The 19,199-nt window shown below is 72.1% G+C and carries 14 protein-coding genes; 4 read left to right on the top strand and 10 right to left on the bottom strand.

Annotated features, from left to right (window positions below; genetic code table 11):
• Nucleotides 1–274 precede the first annotated feature (274 nt).
• The 10 genes from ACZ4S3_RS05670 to rsmH all read right to left on the bottom strand — a co-directional run bounded on the left by ACZ4S3_RS05670 (nt 275) and on the right by rsmH (nt 13,045).
• The gene (locus tag ACZ4S3_RS05670; RefSeq protein WP_467926271.1) at nt 275–1,090 is read right to left on the bottom strand and encodes a cell division protein FtsQ/DivIB; all 816 of its coding nucleotides are present in this window, start codon (nt 1,088–1,090) and stop codon (nt 275–277) included.
• Between the two features lie 23 nt (nt 1,091–1,113).
• Nucleotides 1,114–2,205 carry an undecaprenyldiphospho-muramoylpentapeptide beta-N-acetylglucosaminyltransferase gene (gene murG, locus ACZ4S3_RS05665; RefSeq protein WP_467926266.1) on the bottom strand — a complete coding sequence of 364 codons (1,092 nt, stop codon included), beginning with the start codon at nt 2,203–2,205 and terminating at the stop codon, nt 1,114–1,116.
• A 6-nt stretch (nt 2,206–2,211) separates the two neighbouring features.
• Nucleotides 2,212–3,561: a putative lipid II flippase FtsW gene (gene ftsW / locus ACZ4S3_RS05660; protein ID WP_467926261.1), complete on the bottom strand. Its 1,350-nt coding sequence runs from the start codon at nt 3,559–3,561 to the stop codon at nt 2,212–2,214.
• Nucleotides 3,562–3,617: 56 nt separating this feature from the next.
• Complete coding sequence (murD, locus tag ACZ4S3_RS05655) at nt 3,618–5,027, bottom strand: UDP-N-acetylmuramoyl-L-alanine--D-glutamate ligase (protein WP_467927328.1); 1,410 nt, start codon at nt 5,025–5,027, stop codon at nt 3,618–3,620.
• A 29-nt stretch (nt 5,028–5,056) separates the two neighbouring features.
• Nucleotides 5,057–6,121: a phospho-N-acetylmuramoyl-pentapeptide-transferase gene (mraY, locus tag ACZ4S3_RS05650; RefSeq protein WP_403507466.1), complete on the bottom strand. Its 1,065-nt coding sequence runs from the start codon at nt 6,119–6,121 to the stop codon at nt 5,057–5,059.
• A 5-nt stretch (nt 6,122–6,126) separates the two neighbouring features.
• Nucleotides 6,127–7,560: a UDP-N-acetylmuramoyl-tripeptide--D-alanyl-D-alanine ligase gene (locus ACZ4S3_RS05645; protein ID WP_467926257.1), complete on the bottom strand. Its 1,434-nt coding sequence runs from the start codon at nt 7,558–7,560 to the stop codon at nt 6,127–6,129.
• 62 nt (nt 7,561–7,622) lie between these two features.
• Nucleotides 7,623–9,362 (bottom strand): UDP-N-acetylmuramoyl-L-alanyl-D-glutamate--2,6-diaminopimelate ligase, encoded by a 1,740-nt coding sequence (locus tag ACZ4S3_RS05640; protein WP_467926253.1) that lies wholly within the window; start codon nt 9,360–9,362, stop codon nt 7,623–7,625.
• 17 nt (nt 9,363–9,379) lie between these two features.
• A complete protein-coding gene (locus ACZ4S3_RS05635; RefSeq protein ID WP_467926249.1) occupies nt 9,380–11,428 on the bottom strand; it encodes a peptidoglycan D,D-transpeptidase FtsI family protein in 2,049 nt (682 codons plus the stop codon).
• A 7-nt stretch (nt 11,429–11,435) separates the two neighbouring features.
• Nucleotides 11,436–12,080: a cell division protein FtsL gene (gene ftsL, locus ACZ4S3_RS05630; protein WP_467926244.1), complete on the bottom strand. Its 645-nt coding sequence runs from the start codon at nt 12,078–12,080 to the stop codon at nt 11,436–11,438.
• Nucleotides 12,077–13,045, bottom strand: a complete 969-nt coding sequence (gene rsmH, locus ACZ4S3_RS05625; RefSeq protein WP_467926241.1) for a 16S rRNA (cytosine(1402)-N(4))-methyltransferase RsmH — start codon at nt 13,043–13,045, stop codon at nt 12,077–12,079. The genes ftsL and rsmH overlap by 4 nt, the downstream gene beginning before the upstream one ends.
• 495 nt (nt 13,046–13,540) lie before the next feature.
• Between rsmH and ACZ4S3_RS05620 the strand changes: the two genes are divergently transcribed.
• The 4 genes from ACZ4S3_RS05620 to ACZ4S3_RS05605 all read left to right on the top strand — a co-directional run bounded on the left by ACZ4S3_RS05620 (nt 13,541) and on the right by ACZ4S3_RS05605 (nt 19,154).
• On the top strand, nt 13,541–14,101 hold the full coding sequence (locus tag ACZ4S3_RS05620; protein ID WP_467926237.1) for a beta-class carbonic anhydrase: 561 nt from the start codon (nt 13,541–13,543) through the stop codon (nt 14,099–14,101).
• Nucleotides 14,102–14,216: 115 nt separating this feature from the next.
• The gene (locus tag ACZ4S3_RS05615) at nt 14,217–15,311 is read left to right on the top strand and encodes an AAA family ATPase (protein WP_467927321.1); all 1,095 of its coding nucleotides are present in this window, start codon (nt 14,217–14,219) and stop codon (nt 15,309–15,311) included.
• Nucleotides 15,311–16,690: a DUF58 domain-containing protein gene (locus ACZ4S3_RS05610; protein ID WP_467926233.1), complete on the top strand. Its 1,380-nt coding sequence runs from the start codon at nt 15,311–15,313 to the stop codon at nt 16,688–16,690. The genes ACZ4S3_RS05615 and ACZ4S3_RS05610 overlap by 1 nt, the downstream gene beginning before the upstream one ends.
• Before the next feature lie 40 nt (nt 16,691–16,730).
• The gene (locus ACZ4S3_RS05605; protein ID WP_467926228.1) at nt 16,731–19,154 is read left to right on the top strand and encodes a transglutaminase TgpA family protein; all 2,424 of its coding nucleotides are present in this window, start codon (nt 16,731–16,733) and stop codon (nt 19,152–19,154) included.
• Nucleotides 19,155–19,199 lie beyond the last annotated feature (45 nt).

The raw sequence follows: 19,199 nt of genomic DNA, 5'->3' as shown, positions 1-19,199 counted from the left end.
CTCTCGCCTCGAGTTACGTGTCGCCGCCTCACATGTCGTGTGGACGCCGACTGATGCCGATGGGGCGGTCCGTATCGCCGACCCGAACCCTAAGCCTGAAGTTTAGGGTTACCTGTGCCTGTGTTCCTTGGTTCCATAGTCCCTTTGGAACGAGACACTAAGTCGACAAGGCGCGCGCGTTCAACGAACACGCCGAACCTCCCGTTTTTCTTTTCACCCTATGTGATCACCCATAGTCGTAGCCATCCAGGGTGCTGGCCTGCGGCTACGGACGTCAACTCCCCGATACGGCAGGGGCGCTGGGCACCGAGATGTCGAAGTGGTGCGCCGCATGCGCGGCTTTCAGCAGGGCGGTGAGCACCTTGGCCTTCTCCACGCCCTGTTCGCGGCTGCCCCACACGACCGTACGATCCCCCTTCAGTTTCAGGGTGAGCGCGTCGTAGGACACCACGCGGACCGTGCGTACGTCGTCGCGGACCGCTTCGGGGAGCTGTCCTACGACGTCAACCGCGGCGCGACGCAAGCGGTCGATTCCGAACCGGTGCAGGCTCGGGGAGTCGGAAACGGCCATTTCCAGAAGCGGTACGCCCTTGGGAACGGTACGGACGGTGGCGAAACGGACGCCCTCGCCGTCCACTTCGCTGTACTTTCCGCCCGAACGCATCACCACTACTGGCGTCCTTTCCGACACTTTCAGACCGATGGTGTCCGGCCAGGATCGCACCACATCAACGGTTTTGAGGCGGGGCAGCCGCGCGCGGAGCCGGCGGGCCAGCGCGTCGGTGTCCACCGAGGCCAGCGGTGCGTCCATCGGGACGCGGGCCGCGGCCACCACCTCATCCGGCGTCAGAACTCTGGTGCCGACGGCCTTTACCTGCCGGATCCGGAGCCAGTCCGAGCCGTACAGGGTCCAGGCGCCGAAGCCGCCGAGCAGTACCGCGAGGGCCAGCGCGAGGGCGAGCCGGCGGCGGCGCGGGGTGCGAAGGCAGCGGCGCGGCCACGCCCATCGCCGCACCCGGGGCCGTGGGGCGGAGGGCGGGCCGGACGGCCGCTTCCTGGCGCCGCGCTGGGCGGTTCGGATTCCGGCCACGCTCCCCTGCCTTTGCTCGTCGACTATTTCTGCTGCTGGGCGATCGCCTCGTACACCATGCCGACCAGCAGCTCGTCGGCGTCCCGGCGGCCGAACTCGGAGGCCGCGCGGGACATCTCGTACAGCCGGTGCGGATCGGACAGGACCGGGAGCACGGAGTTCTGCACCCACTCCGGGGTCAGCTGGGCGTCGTCGACCAGCAGGCCCCCGCCGGCGTTGACCAGCGGCTGGGCGTTCAGCCGCTGTTCGCCGTTGCCGATGGGCAGCGGGACGAAGGCGGCCGGGAGCCCGACGGCGGACAGTTCGGCGACGGTCATCGCGCCCGCGCGGCAGAGCATCATGTCGGCCGCGGCGTACGCAAGATCCATCCGGTCCACGTACGGTACCGGGACATACGGCGGCATCCCCGGCATGTTGTCCACGTGCGGCAGTTCGTTCTTCGGGCCGACCGCGTGCAGGACCTGGATGCCGGAGCGCTGCAGCGCCGGCACGGCGGCCTGGATGACCTCGTTCAGTCGGCGGGCGCCCTGCGAGCCGCCGGACACCAGGAGGGTGGGGAGGTTCGGGTCGAGCCCGAAGGCGGCCCGCGCCTCGGGGCGGACCGCGGCGCGGTCCAGGGTGGCGATGGTGCGGCGCAGCGGGATTCCGACATAGCGGGCCCCGCGCAGCTTGCTGTCCGGGGTGCTGACGGCGACGAACTTGGCGTACCGCGAGCCGATCTTGTTGGCGAGACCGGGGCGGGCGTTGGCCTCATGAACGATGATCGGCACGCCCAGCCGCTTGGCCGCCAGGTAGCCGGGCAGGGCGACATAGCCGCCGAAGCCGACCACGCAGTCCGCCTTGGTGCGCTCCAGGATCTGCTCGGCGGCCTTGATCGTGCCGCGCAGCCGCCCGGGGACGGTGATCAGTTCGGGGGTGGGCTTACGCGGCAGCGGTACGGCCGGGATGAGGCCGAGCTCGTAGCCGCGCTCCGGGACGAGCCTGGTCTCCAGGCCCTTCTCCGTGCCGAGTGCCGTGATCCCCACGGTCGGGTCCTGCCTGCGCAGGGCGTCCGCGAGGGCGAGCGCGGGCTCGATGTGGCCGGCGGTCCCCCCACCGGCGAGTACGACATGCACCGAAATTCACCGCTCTCCGGACGGACGCTTTGTGACGCGCCGTCTCATCGTCTTCCATCTCACCCCAGCCGGTTTTCTGCCGAAAACCGGCTTCCGCGAAGCCAAAGCGGCCAGCGCCGCCCGCGCAGCGGGCTCATCACGCGCGAAGGCGATCAGCAGCCCGATGGCGAACATCGTCGGCAGCAGGGCGGAGCCCCCGTAGGAGAACAGCGGGAGCGGAACACCGGCGATCGGCAACAGGCCGAGCACCGCACCAATGTTGATCATGGCCTGGGCCATGATCCAGGTGGTCACGCCTCCCGCGGCGTACCTCACGAAGGGGTCCTCCGTGCGTCCGGCCACGCGGATACCCGCATAGCCTAGAGCCGCGAAGAGGGCGAGCACCGACAGCGTCCCCGCCAGACCCAGTTCCTCCCCGGTGATGGCGAAGATGAAGTCGGTGTGCGGTTCAGGGAGTTCACCCCATTTTTCCATACTCGCACCGAGGCCGGAACCGAAGAATCCGCCGGATGCGAGGGCATAAATACCGTGTACGGCCTGCCAGCACTTGTCGCCGGGGCCGGGATCGGTGGCGAGGGTGCAGCCCAGCCGGGACATCCGGTTGGCGCTGGTCATGATCAGCAGCGCCCCGATCGCCGCGGCGCCGCCGAGGACGCCCGCGAACAGCCGGGTGGGGGCGCCGGCCAGCCACAGCAGCCCGAAGAGGATCGCCGTGAGAATGATCGCGGTGCCCATGTCGCCGCCGAGCATGATCAGCCCGAGCAGCAGAAAAGCGACCGGGGTCAGCGGCACCAGCAGGTGCTTCCACTGCACCAGCAGCTTCTTCTCCTGCTTACGGGCCAGCAGGTCGGCGCCCCACAGGACCAGGGCGAGCTTGCCGAACTCGCTCGGCTGCATCTGGAAGGGCCCGCCGAGGCTGAGCCAGTTCTGGTTGCCGTTGACCGAGACCCCTATGCCCGGAATCTGCACCAGGCACATCAGGAACACCGAGGCCGCGAGCAGCGGATAGGCGAGCGTGCGGTGCAGTTTCACCGTCATTCTGGCCGCCGCGAGCAGCAGCACACCGCCGATGGCGGCCGCGAGCAGCTGTTTGCGGAAGAAGAAGGACGGGGCGAGGCCGGACTGCAGGGCCTTGATCTGGGAGGCCGAGTAGACCATCACCAGACCGAGGACCAGGATCAGCAGGCTGCCTCCGAGGATGAGGTAGTAGGCGGTCAGCGGCCGGTCCCAGGCCCTTCTGAGCCGGCTGTACAGGCGCCGGGGGCCGCCGGGGCCGCGGCCGCCCCGCGGCGGCCGCACCGTGGAGGTACGGCGGGCGGGGCGCGCAGGCAGAGCCTTGGCCGATCGGGCCGTCATCCTCGTCCCCTCCACTGGTGCGCTCGCCGCGGTTCGCCGACGGCAGCGGGGACCGGCTAGTTTTCCGGTGCGGTCAGCTCATGGACCGCGTCGGCGAAGGCCTCGCCCCGCTTGGTGTAATTGACGAACATATCCATCGAGGCACAGGCCGGGGCCAGGAGAACGGTGTCGCCGGGCCTGCCCAGCCGGGTCGCTTCCCCTACGGCCTCGGACATCGCCCCAGTGTCGGTCCGGCCGAGGTCGACGACCGGGACATCCGGGGCGTGTCGCGCCAGGGCCTCGCGAATCAGCGCCCGGTCGGCGCCGATCAGGACCACACCGCGCAGCCGCCCGGCGGACCGCTGCACCAGCTCGTCGAAGGTCGCGCCCTTGGCGAGTCCGCCGGCGATCCACACGATGTGCTCGTACGCCGCCAACGACGCCTCGGCGGCATGGGTGTTGGTGGCCTTGGAGTCGTCGATGTACGCGAGGCCGTCGACGTCCGCGATGTGCTGGATGCGGTGCGGCTCCGGGTGGAAGGCCCGCAGTCCGTCGCGTACGGCGGCGGGCCGCACCCCGAAGGCGCGGGCCAGGGCCGCCGCGGCCAGCGCGTTGGCGATGTTGTGCGGTGCGGGGGACGCGAGGTCGGCGACCTCGGCGAGCTCCTGCGCCTGCTGCTGGCGGTTCTCGACGAAGGCGCGGTCGACGAGGATGCCCTCGACCACGCCCACCTGGGAGGGGCCGGGGGTGCCGAGGGTGAAGCCGATGGCGCGGCAGCCCTCCTCGACATCGGCGGCGCGCACCAGTTCCTCGGTCGCGGGGTCGGCCGCGTTGTAGACGCAGGCGACGGTGTTGCCCTCGTAGATGCGGCCCTTGTCGGCCGCGTACGCCGCCATGGAACCGTGCCAGTCGAGGTGGTCCGGGGCGAGGTTGAGGACGGCCGCGGAGTGGGCGCGTACCGAGGGCGCCCAGTGCAGCTGGTAGCTGGAGAGCTCGACGGCGAGCACGTCGTACGGCTTGCCGTCCTGCTGCCCCTCGCCGAGCACGACGTCGACGAGCGGGACACCGATGTTGCCGACGGCGGCGGTCCGCAGCCCCTCCGCCTCCAGGATCGAGGCCAGCATCCGGACGGTGGTGGTCTTGCCGTTGGTGCCGGTGACCGCCAGCCAGGGCGCGGAACCGGGACCCCGCAGCCGCCAGGCCAGCTCCACATCGCCCCACACCTCGATGCCCGCCTTCGCGGCGGCGAGGAAGAGGGGGCTGGTGGGCTTCCAGCCCGGGGTGGTGACGACCAGCTCGGTGCCCTCGGGGAGGGTGTCGCCGTCGCCGAGGCGGACGGTGACTCCCAGGGGCTCCAGCTCGGCCGCCTGCGTGCGCTCGCGCTCACCGTCGCTGCTGTTGACGACGGTGACGTGGGCGCCGAGGCCGGCCAGGGCGCGGGCGGCGGGAACGCCGCTCACACCGAGGCCGGCCACGGTGATGTGCATACCGGCGAAGTCCTGCGGCCCGTACGCGGTCACTTCGCCGCCTGCCAGCCACCGTAGAAGATGCCGAGTCCGACGATCACGCACATGCCCTGGATGATCCAGAATCTGACCACCACAAGGACTTCCGACCACCCCTTCAGTTCGAAGTGGTGTTGTAGTGGCGCCATCCGGAAGACCCGCTTGCCGGTCAGCTTGAAGGAGCCGACCTGGATGACCACCGACATGGTGATCAGGACGAAGAGGCCGCCGAGGAGGGCGAGCAGCAGTTCCGTACGGGAGCAGATCGCAAGGCCCGCGAGCGCGCCGCCCAGGGCGAGCGAGCCGGTGTCGCCCATGAAGATCTTGGCGGGCGAGGTGTTCCACCACAGGAAGCCGAAGCAGGCGCCCATCAGCGCGGAGGCGACGACCGCCAGGTCGAGGGGATCGCGTACCTCGTAACAGCCGGGTCCGGCGGTGATCTGGTTGGCGCAGGACTCCTGGTGCTGCCAGATGCCGATGAAGGTGTACGCGCCGAAGACCATCACCGAGGCGCCGGTGGCCAGGCCGTCGAGGCCGTCGGTGAGGTTCACGCCGTTGGACATCGCCAGGATCATGAACAGTGCCCAGATCACGAAGATCACCGGGCCGACCTGCCAGCCGAAGTCCTGAGTGAAGGACAGCCGGTCGGATGCCGGGGTCTGTCCACGCAGGTCGGCGAACTGCAGCGAGAGCACCGCGAAGGCGATACCGACGATCAGCTGGCCGGCCATCTTCGCCTTGGCCCGCAGGCCCAGCGAACGCTGCTTGACGATCTTGATGTAGTCGTCCAGGAAGCCGACCAGGCCCATGCCCGCCATCAGGAACAGCACCAGCACACCGGAGAAGGTGGGGTCGCTGCTCGTGATGACCTTGGTCAGCGCGTAGGCGATGATCGTGGCCAGGATGAAGGAGATACCGCCCATGGTGGGCGTCCCCTTCTTGCTGCCGTGGGTGCGGGGGCCGTCATCGCGGATGAACTGCCCGTACCCCTTTTTCGCCAGCAGCTTGATCAGCAGCGGGGTGCCGATCAGGGTCAGGAAGAGTCCGATCATTCCGGAGAAGAGGATCTGCTTCATCGAGTTCATCGGGACGCGGCTCCGCCCTCAGCGCCGATGACGCTCTCGCCATCCAGCAATGCCGCGGCGACCCGCTCCAGTCCCACCGACCTGGAAGCCTTCACCAGCACCACGTCTCCCGGTTGCAGCTCGCTGCGCAACAGGTCGATCGCCGCCCGCGCGTCGGACACGTGCACCGACTCCTCACCCCACGAACCCTCGTTCTTGGCGCCCATGTCGAGCCAGGCCGCTTCCCTGCCGCCGACCGTCACGAGCTTGCTGACGTTGAGCCGGACGACCAGGCGTCCGACCGCGTCGTGTTCGGCGAGCGAGTCCTCGCCGAGCTCGGCCATCTCACCGAGCACCGCCCACGTACGACCGCCCTTCGCCTTGGCGGCGGTGCCCATCGCGACCAGCGCTCGCAGCGCCGCTCGCATGGACTCGGGGTTCGCGTTGTAGGCGTCGTTGACGACCGTCACGCCATCCGCGCGCTCGGTGACCTCCATCCGCCAGCGGGAGAGCGTGCCGGCTTCGGAGAGCGCGGTGGCGATCTCGTCTACGGGCATGCCCAACTCATGGGCGACGGCGGCCGCGGCGAGCGCGTTCGACACGTGGTGCTCACCGTACAGCCGCATGGTCACATCACTGCACCCGGAGGGTGTGTGAAGCGTGAAGGCGGGCTGACCGAGAGCGGTGAGGCGGACATTCTCGGCGCGGATGGCGGCGTCCTCGGCCTCACCGAAGAAGACCGTGCGGGCCTTCGTACGGGATGCCATGGCACGGACGTACGGATCGTCGGCGTTGAGCACGGCGAGGCCGTGCTCGGGGAGCGCCTCGATCAGTTCGCCCTTTGCCAGGGCGATCTGCTCTCGGCCGCCGAACTCCCCGATGTGGGCGGTGCCGACGTTGAGCACCACACCGATCTCCGGCGGGGTCAGCCCGGTGAGATACCGGATGTGGCCGACGCCGCGGGCCCCCATCTCCAGGACGAGATGGCGGGTTGTGGCATCGGCGCGCAGCGCGGTCAGCGGCAGCCCGATCTCGTTGTTGAGGTTGCCTTCCGGCCAGACGGTGGGCCCGTGCCGCTGCAGCAGCTGGGCGATCAGGTCCTTGGTGCTGGTCTTGCCGGCCGAGCCCGTGAGGGCGACGACCTTGGTGCCCAGCCGCTCGACGACGGCGCGGGCGAGCGCGCCGAGGGCGTTGACCACGTTGTCGACGACGATGGCGGGGACTCCGACGGGGTGGGCGGCCAGTACGGCCACCGCGCCCGCCTCGACGGCGCCCACGGCGAAGTCGTGGCCGTCGACGCGTTCACCGGCGAACGCGACGAACAGGCCGCCGGGGCGTACCTGGCGGGAATCCGTCACGACCGGCCCGGTGACCGTACGGTCGGCGTCCGGTATGTCGTGCAGCTGTCCGCCGACGATGCTCGCGATCTCGGCGAGGGACAGGGAGATCACAGGTCACCTCCGGCCGGAGGCAGATCGTGCCAGTAAACGGGTTGTGCGCGCATGGCGGTGTGTCATCCCTGGTGGTTCGGCTGCTGTGACTGCTGTGTCTTCAGCGATTCCTCGATGGCATCGCGGAGCACCTGACGGTCGTCGAAGGGGCGTACCACTCCGGCGATGTCCTGGCCCTGCTCATGGCCCTTGCCCGCGACGATGACGGTGTCGCCGGGCTCGGCGCGGGCGACGGCCGCGGCGATGGCGGCGGCCCGCTCCTCCTCGACCAGGACCGTGCCGCGCTCGTGGATCGGTACCTCCGCGGCGCCCTGGAGCATGGTGGCGAGGATCGCGAGCGGGTCCTCGGTGCGGGGGTTGTCGGAGGTCAGGATGGCCGTGTCGGCGAGGCGGGCGACCGCGGAGCCCATGGGCACGCGCTTGTGCGGGTCGCGGTCGCCGCCGCAGCCGAGGACGGCGTGCAGCTTGCCCTCGGTGACCTTGCGCAGCGCGCGGAGAACCGATTCGACCGCGTCCGTCTTGTGGGCGTAGTCGACGACCGCCAGATAGGGCTGCCCGGCGTCGACGCGCTCCAGGCGGCCGGGGACGCCGGGGACCGCGGCGACGCCGTCGGCGGCGGTCTGCGGGTCGATCCCGGCGACGATGAGTGAGGTGATGGCGGCGAGCGCGTTGGCGACGTTGAACGGGCCGGCGATCGGGGAGGCGGCGCGCAGCGTCCGGCCCTGGGGGCCGTGCACGGTGAAGGTCGAGCCGAGGGTGCCGACCTCGACGTCGGCGGCGCGCCAGTCGGCGTCCGGGTGGCCCTCCGCGGAGAAGGTGGTGACCGGGACCTCGGACTCGCCCTCGGCCAGCCGCTTGCCGTACTCGTCGTCAAGGTTGACGACGCCGGCCCGGCTGCGGGCCTTGGTGAAGAGCTGGGCCTTGGCCTGGAAGTAGTCCTCCATGCCGGAGTGGAACTCCATGTGCTCCGGGCTGAGGTTGTTGAAGATCGCGACGTCGAAGACACAGCCGTCGACCCGGCCCAGGACCAGCGCGTGGCTGGAGACCTCCATGGCGACCGCCTGCACGCCGCGTTCGCGCATCACCGCGAACAGCGCCTGCAGGTCGGTGGCCTCGGGGGTGGTGCGCTCGGACTTCAGGCGCTCGTCGCCGATCCGGGTCTCGACGGTGCCGATCAGGCCCGTCAGCCCTCCGTCGGCCTTCTTGGCCGCCGCGGCCCGCAGCCCGCCCTCGATGAGGTAGGCGGTGGTGGTCTTGCCGGAGGTGCCGGTGATGCCGATCTGGAGGAGGTCCTTGCCCGGGGCTCCATAGATCGAGACGGCCAGGGCGCCCATCCGCGAGCGCGGGTTCTCCACGGCCAGGACCGGCAGGCCGGTCGCAGCGGCGCGGGCGGCGCCCGCCGGGTCGGTCAGGATCGCGGCGGCGCCGAGGTCGGCGGCCTGGGCGACGAAGTCGGCGCCGTGCAGACGGGCGCCGGGCAGCGCGGCGTAGACATCACCGGGGCGCACCGCGCGGGAGTCATGCGTGATGCCGGTGACCTGGACATCCGATGCGCCGGCCGGCGCCGGTACGCCCAGCTGTCCGGCGAGCTCCGCCAAGGGGGTGGGGCGGACCTGCTCGGGGCGGGGCGCGCCCGGATATCTGCCGGGGCCGCCCTCCTCCGCGTTCGGGGGTTTGGGGGACTGATCAGCTTGTGACACGGCGGTGAGCGTACCGGGCCGGTCGGGCCCGGGGCGAAGTGAGGGCCGCGCGCGAGAGTCGTTTGCGGGGTCGGGGGTGCCGTCGGTGGTGATGGTCGTCACGGCCGTGTTGCCTCGATTCATTCGCCTGGCTTGAAGGTGACCGGCAGGTGCGGGGGTGTGGTGCCGGTCGGCGGAACCTGGAGGGTTTTCAGCGCGAACTCCATGACCTGGCGGTAGATCGGGCCGCAGATCTGGCCACCGAAGTAGCTGCCCTTGGTGGGGTTCTGGATGGCGCAGTAGACCGTGATGCGGGGCTTGTCGGCGGGCGCGAAGCCGGCGAAGGAGGCGGTGTAGCCGCGGTAGCGGCCGGTTTTGGGGTCCACCCGGTTGGACGTGCCGGTCTTGCCGCCGACGCGGTATCCGTCGATCTTCGCCTTGTTGCCGGTGCCCTCCTGGTCGTCGACCACGGATTCGAGCATGGTGGCCAGGGTCGCGGCGGTCTTCTTGCTGACGACGCGGTTCCTGGCGGGCTTGGGGGCGGGTGTGTACCGGCCGTCGGGGCCGGTGGTGCCGCGGACCAGTGAGGGGGCGATGCGCTCGCCGCCGTTGGCGATGGTGGAGTAGACGGAGGCGGCCTGGACGGCGTTGAGGGAGAGCCCCTGGCCGAACGGGATCGTGTACTGCTGCGAGGTGTTCCAGTCCTGGGGTTGTGCCAGGATGCCGTCCGTCTCCCCGGGGAAGCCGAGTCCGGTCGGCTTGCCGATGCCGAATTTCCGCAGGTAGGAGTAGAGCACCCGGTTGGCCTGCGGCTGGGTCCTGCCGAGCTGGCCGGCCGCCAGGATCGTCCCGATATTGCTGGATTTGGCGAGGACGCCGTTGAGGGTGAGATGCCAGGTTTCGTGGTCGACGTCGTCCGCGAACAGCCGGTCGCCGCGGTGCAGCCGGTTGGGCACGGTGACCCTGGTGGACGGGGTGGCGACGCCCTCCTCGAGGATGGCGGCCATCGACATCAGCTTGCTGGTGGAACCCGGCTCGTACGCATCGGTGAGCGCGGCATTGCCCAGCGCCTCGGGGTCGGCCCCGGAGATGTCGTTGGGGTCGAAGCCGGGCGCGTTGGCCAGCGCCAGGATCTGGCCGGTCCGGGTGTCCTGGACGACGACATAGCCGCGGTCTGCCCCGGACTTGGCGACCTGCCGGGTGATGGCCTGCTGGGCCGCCCACTGGATGTCCCGGTCGAGGGTCAGCTGGACGTCGCTGCCGGGGACGGCGGAGTGTTCCTGGGTGTCGCCGGTGGGCACCCGGCGGCCGCCGGACTGGGCGTAGACGAGCTTGCCCTCCTTGCCGGCGAGGTCCTTGTCGAGCTGCGCCTCTATGCCGCCGCGGCCCTTGCCCTCGCTGTTGACGAAGCCGAGGACCCCGGAGGCCAGGTTCTTGTTCGGGTAGATCCGCTTGCTGTGCTTGTCGGCGAAGATCCCGACCAGGACGTTGGGGCGGGGCGCGTTCCTGGGGGCGGCGGCCGCTTCGGCGTCGAGGGTCTTGCGCAGGTCCTTGATCCGCTTCCAGGCCTGCGGGGTCTGCTGCCGGGACAGCAGGACGTAGCGGGTCCGGCGCTTGGCGAGCTTCGCGGCGAGGGTGCCGCGGTCCTCGTGCAGGACCGGCGCGAGCAGCCTGGCGGCCCGTTGCGGAGCGTCGTCGATCCCGGTCTTGCCGGGCGCCAGCAGGCTCGGGTCGGCGGTGATGTCGTACGCGTCCACGGTGCTCGCCAGCGCCACGCCGTCCCGGTCGGTGATCGCGCCGCGCTCGGCGGCCAGCTTGACCGGGACATAGCGGTTCTCGTTGGCCTTGGCGGCGAACGCCGCGGCGTCCACGGCCTGTACCTGGAAGAGCCGTACGACGAAGACCAGGAGCACCAGGGTCAGCGCGAGCGAGACCAGGCGCAGCCGGGGGCGCGGGCTGCCCAGGCGCAGCGGGGCGGGACCCGGGCGGTCGGGGCGGCGGGCGGCGGACCCGGATGCCGGCTGCCTGGCGGCGGGCCCGGCGGTGGTCCGCTTGGCGGCCGGGGGCTTACGGGCGGCGGGGCGCTGCGCGGCGCCGCCGGCCGGGCGGCCGGGCCGGCGTGCCGGTGCCGACGGGCGGGGCCGGGCCGGGCGCGGCACGCGGCGGCGGGGGTCCCTGGGCTCGGTCATGCCGCCGTCACCTGCCGGGGGTCGTCGGGGCGGGGGTGACCACGGCGGCGCGAGGGGCGGGCGCCGCGGGCGAGGACCGGGGGCCGGCGGCTTCCCGTGCGCCTCGAGCGCCGGCCGTGGCCGGTGCGGCGCGGGTGGCCGCCGCGGCCGCCCTGCCCGGCGCTGCGGACGGGGACGGGAGCGACGGCCCGGCGGAGGGGGCGGGAGAGGCGGACGGGCCCGCGGCGGCCGACGGGCCCGCCGGGGGCGGCTCGGCGGGCGCGCTCAGCGCCGTCTGCTCCTCCTCCCCCGTCACCGCGCTCGGCTTGCCGCGGACCGTGCCGTCCGGCATCAGGAAGGCCGGGTTGCCGCCGGGCACCATCCCCAGCCGCCGGGCCCGCTTCTCCAGCGCGCCCGGCGCGGAATAGGTGTCCACCTCCTGCTGCAGCGCCTGCTGTTCGTCCGTCAGGTCGTCGGTCTTCTTCTCCAGCTTGCTCAGCTCGAACGACCCTTGGTTGAGGGCGGAGTTGAGCAGCAGCAGGCTGATCAGCCCGGAGCCGAGCAGCACGACGATCAGCAGGACGAAGGGGGCGCGCGCCGCGGTGCCGGCGCCGGCGGGGAAGAGCGCGCCGAGGCGCCCCGGTCTCCCGCGCGGCCGCCCCCGGCCTCTCACGGGGCGCCCTCGACGTTCTCGCGGATGCGCTCGGCGCCGCGCAGCCGGGCGGGGGCCGCGCGCCGGTTCTCGGCGACTTCCTCCTCCGTGGGGAGTTCGGCGCCGCGGGTCAGCAGCTTCAGGCGGGGCTGGTAGCGCTCGGGGACGACCGGCAGGCCGGGCGGCGCGGTGTTGGCCGCGCCGGCCGCGAAGACCTGCTTGACCAGGCGGTCCTCCAGCGAGTGGTAGGCGAGCACGGCGATCCGGCCGCCGACCGCCAGCGCCTTGACGGCCGCCGGAATGGCGCGCTCCACGCTGGCCAGCTCACCGTTGACCTCGATGCGCAGCGCCTGGAACGTGCGCTTGGCGGGGTTGCCGCCGGTGCGCTTGGCGGCCTGCGGCAGCGCGTCACGGATCAATTCGACCAGCCGCGCGCTGTTCGTGAACGGCTCCTTGGCGCGCTCGCGCACGATCGCCCCGACGATCCGCTTGGCCTGCTTCTCCTCCCCGTAGGCGCGCAGGATCCGCACGAGTTCACCGGGCGCGTAGGTGTTGAGGACGTCCGCGGCGCTGATGCCGGCCGTCTGGTCCATCCGCATGTCCAGCGGGGCGTCCTGGGCGTAGGCGAAGCCGCGGTCGGCCTCGTCCAGTTGCATGGAGGAGACGCCGAGGTCGAACAGCACGCCCTGGACGCGCGGGGTCCCGAGCCGGTCGAGGACCTCGGGGAGCTCGTCGTAGACGGCGTGCACCAAGGTGGCGCGCTCGCCATAGGGAGCCAGCCGCTCCCCCGCGAGCTCGAGCGCCGCCGGGTCGCGGTCGAGGGCGATGAGCCGGGCCTGGGGGAAGCCGGAGAGCAGTGCCTCGCTGTGCCCGCCGAGGCCGAGGGTGCAGTCGACGACGACCGCTCCGGGCTCGGCGAGGGCAGGGGCGAGCATGTCCAGACACCTCTGGAGCATGACGGGTACGTGCCGAGTATTACCGCTCATGCGTCAGCCTCACTGCGCTCGGCTCGCCTGCCTTCGCAGAGCGCGCACCTCTTCCTGATTCGCTCGCTGCGCTCGCTCATGTGCCTTCCGATGGGGTGGGCGGCAGGTAGGGCCCCGGCCGTTGGCTGGGGGATGCCGTACGTACCGCTTGGTCCCCGCCCGCTCTGAAGGGGAAGTGGCCCTCCGGCGACGGGGAAGTGGCGTCGGAAGACCGGTGGAGCGGGAGGAGGCCGAGCCGTACGTGCGACGTCGCGCACGCGAGGGATTCGGGATCCAAGGAGAGCGTCACGCCTCCCACTTCGCGCCACTTTAGTCCACCGGCTGCCCCGGTCAATCAACCGGTTCCGCGCGTCCCGCGACGGCTTTCGCAGCGGCCTCTCACCCGAATGGCGGCGGGGTGACACGCACTGTGGGTTACCTCACAAAGGGTGATGTCGCCCCCTATGCCCGGCCTCACATGGGGCCGGATCGGTCGATGACTATTACCGTGAAGGCATGGCCATACCCGCGTCGCAGCCGCTGCCCCCGACCGCCAACAGCGCCGCCGCCCGTAACGGTGGCACCGTCACCGACCGCCTCGTCGAGGCGAACCGGCGCTATGCCGGTGAGTTCACCGACCCCGGCATGGACGCCCGGCCGGTGCTCAAGGTCGCCGTCGTCTCCTGTATGGACGCCCGGATCGATCTGCACGCCGCGCTGGGCCTGGAGCTCGGCGACTGCCACACCATCCGCAATGCCGGCGGTGTGGTGACCGACGACATCATCCGTTCCCTGACGATCAGCCAGCGTGCGCTCGGCACCCGCTCGGTCGTCCTCATCCACCACACCGGCTGCGGCCTGCTGAGCCTGACCGAGGACTTCCGCCATGAGCTGGAGGCCGAGGTCGGACAGCGGCCCACGTGGGCGGTCGAGGCGTTCAAGGACCTCGACGACGACGTACGGCAGTCCATGCAGCGGGTGCGCACCTCGCCCTTCCTGCCGCACACCGACGACGTCCGCGGATTTGTCTTCGACGTGACAACCGGCCTGCTGCGGGAGATCGATCCGCAGTCCTGAGCCCGGACGGTCCGGACATATCGGCCCCAGTTATCCACAGGTCATGACGCGAAGCTGCGCGAACAGCGAGAATGCGGAGGTGACCAGTGCTTGGGGAAGGGCCGGCGAGGGCCGAGTGACGACGTACGACGAACGAGCGGGCCTCGGGGGTCCCCCCGCGCGAGCGCAGTCGAGCGTGGGGGAGAAACCGAGCGTGGGGGGAGAGCCGGGCGCGGGCGGAGATCTGACCACCACGGTGGAGCGTGTGCACCGGTCGGTGGAGGGCGTGATCGAGGGCAAGCCGGAAGTCGTACGGCTCGCGCTGACGGTGCTGCTGGCCGAGGGACATCTGCTCATCGAGGATGTGCCGGGCGTGGGCAAGACCATGCTCGCCAAGGCGCTGGCCCGCTCCATCGACTGCTCGGTACAGCGCATCCAGTTCACGCCCGATCTGCTGCCCTCCGACATCACCGGCGTCAGCATCTTCGACCAGCAGCGCCGGGACTTCGAGTTCAAGCCCGGCGCGATCTTCGCCCAGATCGTGATCGGCGACGAGATCAACCGCGCCTCGCCCAAGACCCAGTCGGCGCTGCTGGAGTCCATGGAGGAGCGCCAGGTCACGATGGACGGGCAGACCCATGAGCTGCCCAGCCCGTTCATGGTGGTCGCCACCCAGAATCCGGTGGAGATGGAGGGCACGTACCCGCTCCCCGAGGCGCAGCGGGACCGTTTCATGGCGCGGGTGTCGATCGGCTATCCCAGCCCGGCGGCCGAGCTGCAGATGCTGGATGTGCACGGCGGCGCCTCCCCGCTGGACGATCTCCAGCCGGCCGCGCACGCCCACGAGATCGTGAAGCTGATCGACACGGTGCGCACCGTCCATGTCGCCGAAGCGGTCCGCAGATACGCGGTGGACCTGGTGGCGGCCACCCGCAGCCACGCGGAACTGCGGCTGGGTGCCTCGCCGCGGGCCACGCTCCATCTGGTGCGGGCCGCGAAGGCCGCGGCGGCGCTGGCCGGGCGGGAGTACGCGCTGCCGGACGATGTGCAGTCACTGGCGGTGGCGGTGCTCGCGCACCGGCTGCTGCCCACCGCACAGGCCCAGTTGAACCGCCGCAGCGCCGAGCAGATCGTGCTGGAGATCCTGCACCGCACGCCGGTTCCCGACCCGTCCGCGCCCCAGTGGCGCCAGGGCCGCGGCCAGCAGCCGCCCGGGGCACGGGGGTTGTGATGTCCGACGGGGGGAGCTTCGCCGCGGGGCACGAGGGGACGCCGGAGCGGGCCGGGCTGCGGGCGGCGTTCGGGGGGCTGACGACGCGCGGCAGGTCCTTCCTGGCGGCGGGGATGGCCGCCGCGGTGTGCTCCTACCTCCTGGGACAGGCGGACCTGCTGCGGGTCGGGCTGCTGCTGGCGGCGCTGCCGCTGGTATGTGTGCTGGTTCTGCACCGCACCCGTTACCGCGTCGCGGGCAGCCGTACGCTCTCCCCCGCCCGGGTGCCCGCGGCCGCCGAGTCCCGGGTCCGGCTGCGGGTCGAGAACGTCTCCCGGCTGCCCACCGGCGTGCTGATGCTGCAGGACCGGGTGCCCTACGTCCTGGGGCCGCGGCCGCGCTTCGTGCTGGACCGGGTGGAGGCCGGCGGCCGCCGGGAGGTGTCCTACCGCGTCCGCTCCGACCTGCGCGGACGCTATCCGCTGGGGCCGCTGCAGCTGCGCCTGTCCGACCCGTTCGGGATGTGCGAGCTGACCCGCTCCTTCAGCGCCGCCGACACCCTGACGGTGGTGCCACGCACCGAGCCGCTGCCACCGGTCCGGCTGACGGGCGAGACACCCGGGTACGGCGAGGGGCGGCAGCGCGCGGTGACGTCGGCCGGAGAGGACGATGTCATCCCGCGCGGTTACCGCCACGGCGACGATCTGCGCCGGGTCCACTGGCGGTCCACCGCGCGCTACGGCGAACTGATGGTCCGCCGGGAAGAGCAGCCGCAGAAAGCCCGCTGCACGGTGCTGCTCGACACCCGTGCGGTGGCCCACCAGGGTGCCGGGCCCGACTCGGCCTTCGAGTGGGCCGTCACGGCCGCCGCCTCGGTGTCCGTACATCTGCTGGAGCGGGGGTTCTCGGTGCGGCTGCTGACCGACACCGGCACCTCGGTGCCCGGCCCGGACGGCGCCGCCGGCGGCGAGTCCGCCGACGCCGCGGGGCTGCTGCTGGACACCCTCGCCGTGCTGGAGCACTCCGAGGAGGCCGGGCTGTCGGCCGCGTACGACGCGCTGCGCGGCGGCGGCGAAGGGCTGCTGGTCGCCTTCTTCGGCGATCTGGACGAGGCGCAGGCGGCGGTCGCCGGGCGGATACGGCAGCGCTGTGGCGCGGCGGTCGCCTTCGTGCTGGACGGCGACGCCTGGCTGCCGGGGCCGGGCGGAATCAGGTTCGCGTCGGGTCAGATGCCGGTGGACGAACGGGTGCTGATGCTGCACAAGGCGGGCTGGACGGCGCTGCCGGTAACCCCGGGCAGAGGGCTCGCCGAACTGTGGCGGTGCGCCGCCGACCACGCCGGAGGGCGCCCGGAGCGGCCTGCGCGGAGCGGTGCCGCGCCGATGGGAGGCGGGGCATGAGCGCGCAGCTGACGGGACCCGAGGAAAGCGAGGCACGGGCATGAGCGGCCGGGCGCGGCTGGCGCTGTGTGCGGCGGTGGCGACCCTGTGCGCGGCCTGCGCACTGCTGCCGCTGGTGGAACCGATCGGCTGGCTGGTACAGGCCGTGATCCTGCTGGCGACGGTGACCGGCGTGGGCGCGCTGGCCCGGCGGGTGCCGCTGGCCGGACCGCTGACCATCGGGGCGCAGGCGCTGGTCGCGGTGCTGGCGCTGGCCCTGCTCTTCGTCCCCGGCCAGGCGGTTTTGGGACTGCTGCCCGGCCCGGACGCCATCGCGGAGTTCGGCCGGCTGGTGCACGCCGGCGTCAGGGATGTCGGCCGGTATGCCATCCCAGCCCCGGTCACCCCCGGCATCCGGCTGCTGCTGGTCGCCGGTGTGCTGGTGATCGGCCTGATCGTGGACGCGCTGGCGGTCACCTACCGCAGCGCCGCGCCCGCCGGGCTGCCGCTGCTCGCGCTGTATTCGGTGGCCGCCGGGCTGTCCCAGGGCGGCGCGGGCTGGCTGTGGTTCCTGGTGGCGGCGGCCGGCTATCTGCTGCTCCTCCTGGCCGAGGGGCGCGACCGGCTCTCCCAGTGGGGCCAGGTGTTCGGCGGGACGGGTACGGCCCGGCCGGGCGGCGGCGCCTCCGGGGCGGGCCGCGCCGCGCTGGCCCCGGTCCGTACGGGCCGCCGGATCGGCGCGCTGGCGCTGGGGATCGCGCTGGCGGTGCCCGCCGTGCTGCCCTCGCTGGGCGGTGGGCTGATCGGCCCGCCCGGCGGCGGCAGCGGCCCCGGGGGCGGTGGCGGCACGATCTCCGCGGTGAACCCGCTGGTCTCGCTGCAGAACAGCCTCAACCAGCCGGAGGACAAGGAAGTCCTCAACTACCGCACGACCGCGCCCGACGCACGGGAGATGTATCTGCGGATCGTGGCCCTGGACCAGTTCGACGGCACGGCCTGGAAGCCGTCCGAACGCACCGTCATGGATGTCCCCGACCGGCTGCCGGGCCCGCCCGGACTCTCCGCGAAGGTGGCCACCACCAGGATCAACACCTCCGTCTCGACCGCCGAGTGGTACGCCCAGAACTGGCTGCCGCTCCCCTACCCGGCGTCCAGGGTGGACATCGCCGGGCGCTGGCGCTTCGAGCCCAGGGGGCGCACCCTCGTCGGCGACCGCGGGCAGACCACCCGCGGTGTGCAGTACCAGGTCGAGAGCCTGCAGGTGCGGCCGACCTCGAAGCAGCTGGCCGCCGCACCGCCGCCGCCCGCCCGGCTGGTGCGCGAGTACACCAAGGTGCCCGGGTCGCTGCCGCCGGTGGTGCGCAAGACCGCGCTCCGGGTCACGCACGGCGCCCGCACCGCGTACGACAAGGCCGTGCGGCTGCAGGACTGGTTCTCGGTCGACGGCGGCTTCGCGTACAACACGCAGGTCAGCGCGGGCAGCGGCAGCGAGGCCATCGCGCGGTTCCTGGAGCAGAAGGAGGGCTTTTGCGTCCACTTCTCCTTCTCGATGGCGGCGATGGCGCGCACCCTGGGCATCCCGGCCCGGGTCGCGGTCGGCTTCACCCCGGGCACCCCGCAGTCCGACGGCACGACCTCCGTCAGTCTCAAGGACGCGCACGCCTGGCCCGAGCTGTACTTCCAGGGCATCGGCTGGACCCGCTTCGAGCCGACCCCGAGCCGCGGCAACGTCCCGGACTACACCGTCCCCGACGGCGGGAGTCTGTCCACCACCGATCCCGGTGACCCCGCGCCGGGGCCCTCGCAGTCCGCCGTCGCCCCGCACGGCCCGTCCGCGGCGCCGTCCTGCGGCCCCGGTGAGCGGCGGCAGGGCTCCGGATCGGTGTGTGCGGCGATGCCCGCGCAGTCCGGCGACCGCCCCTCGGACGGCGACGGCCCGGCCCTGTGGTCCGTCCTCGCCGTCGGCGTCGGCGCGCTGCTCGTCCTGCTGCTGCCCGCGCTTCCGCTGCTGTGGCGGGTACGGATCCGGTCGCGGCGGCTGGCGGCCGGCGACGGCTCGGCGGGCACCCTGGCGGCCTGGCGGGAGCTGCTGGACACCGGCTGGGACTTCGGCATCGTGCCGGACGAGTCGCTGACTCCGCGCAAGGCGGCCGCCCGGATCGTTCGCATCGGTGAACTGCCGGCGGATGCCGCCGACGCCGCCCACCGGGTGGCGGCGGCGGTCGAACAGACGCTGTACGCCCCGCAGCCGCGCCCGGTGGCCGGGCTCACCGCGGACGTCCAGCGGGTCCGCGACGGGCTGGGCACCGCGGCGACCCGTGGTCTGCGGCTGCGCGCCCGGCTCGCCCCGCGCTCGGCGGTCCGCCTCGGCTGGGCCTGCTCGGACCGTTGGACGGCATTTGCCGTCCGCTGCGCCACCAGCGGCCCGGTCACCGCGGCCCGGCGTGCGGCGGCGGCCCTGCGGCCGGGAAGGCAGCGGGCGTAGCCACCGCCCCGGCTTCCCGGCCACCGGCCGCACGGCCGCGGTGGC

It is taken from the genome of Streptomyces sp. NPDC028368, assembly GCF_055565615.1.
Note: the sequence above shows the minus strand (reverse complement) of the source record. Positions and strands in the feature narration are given on the sequence as shown.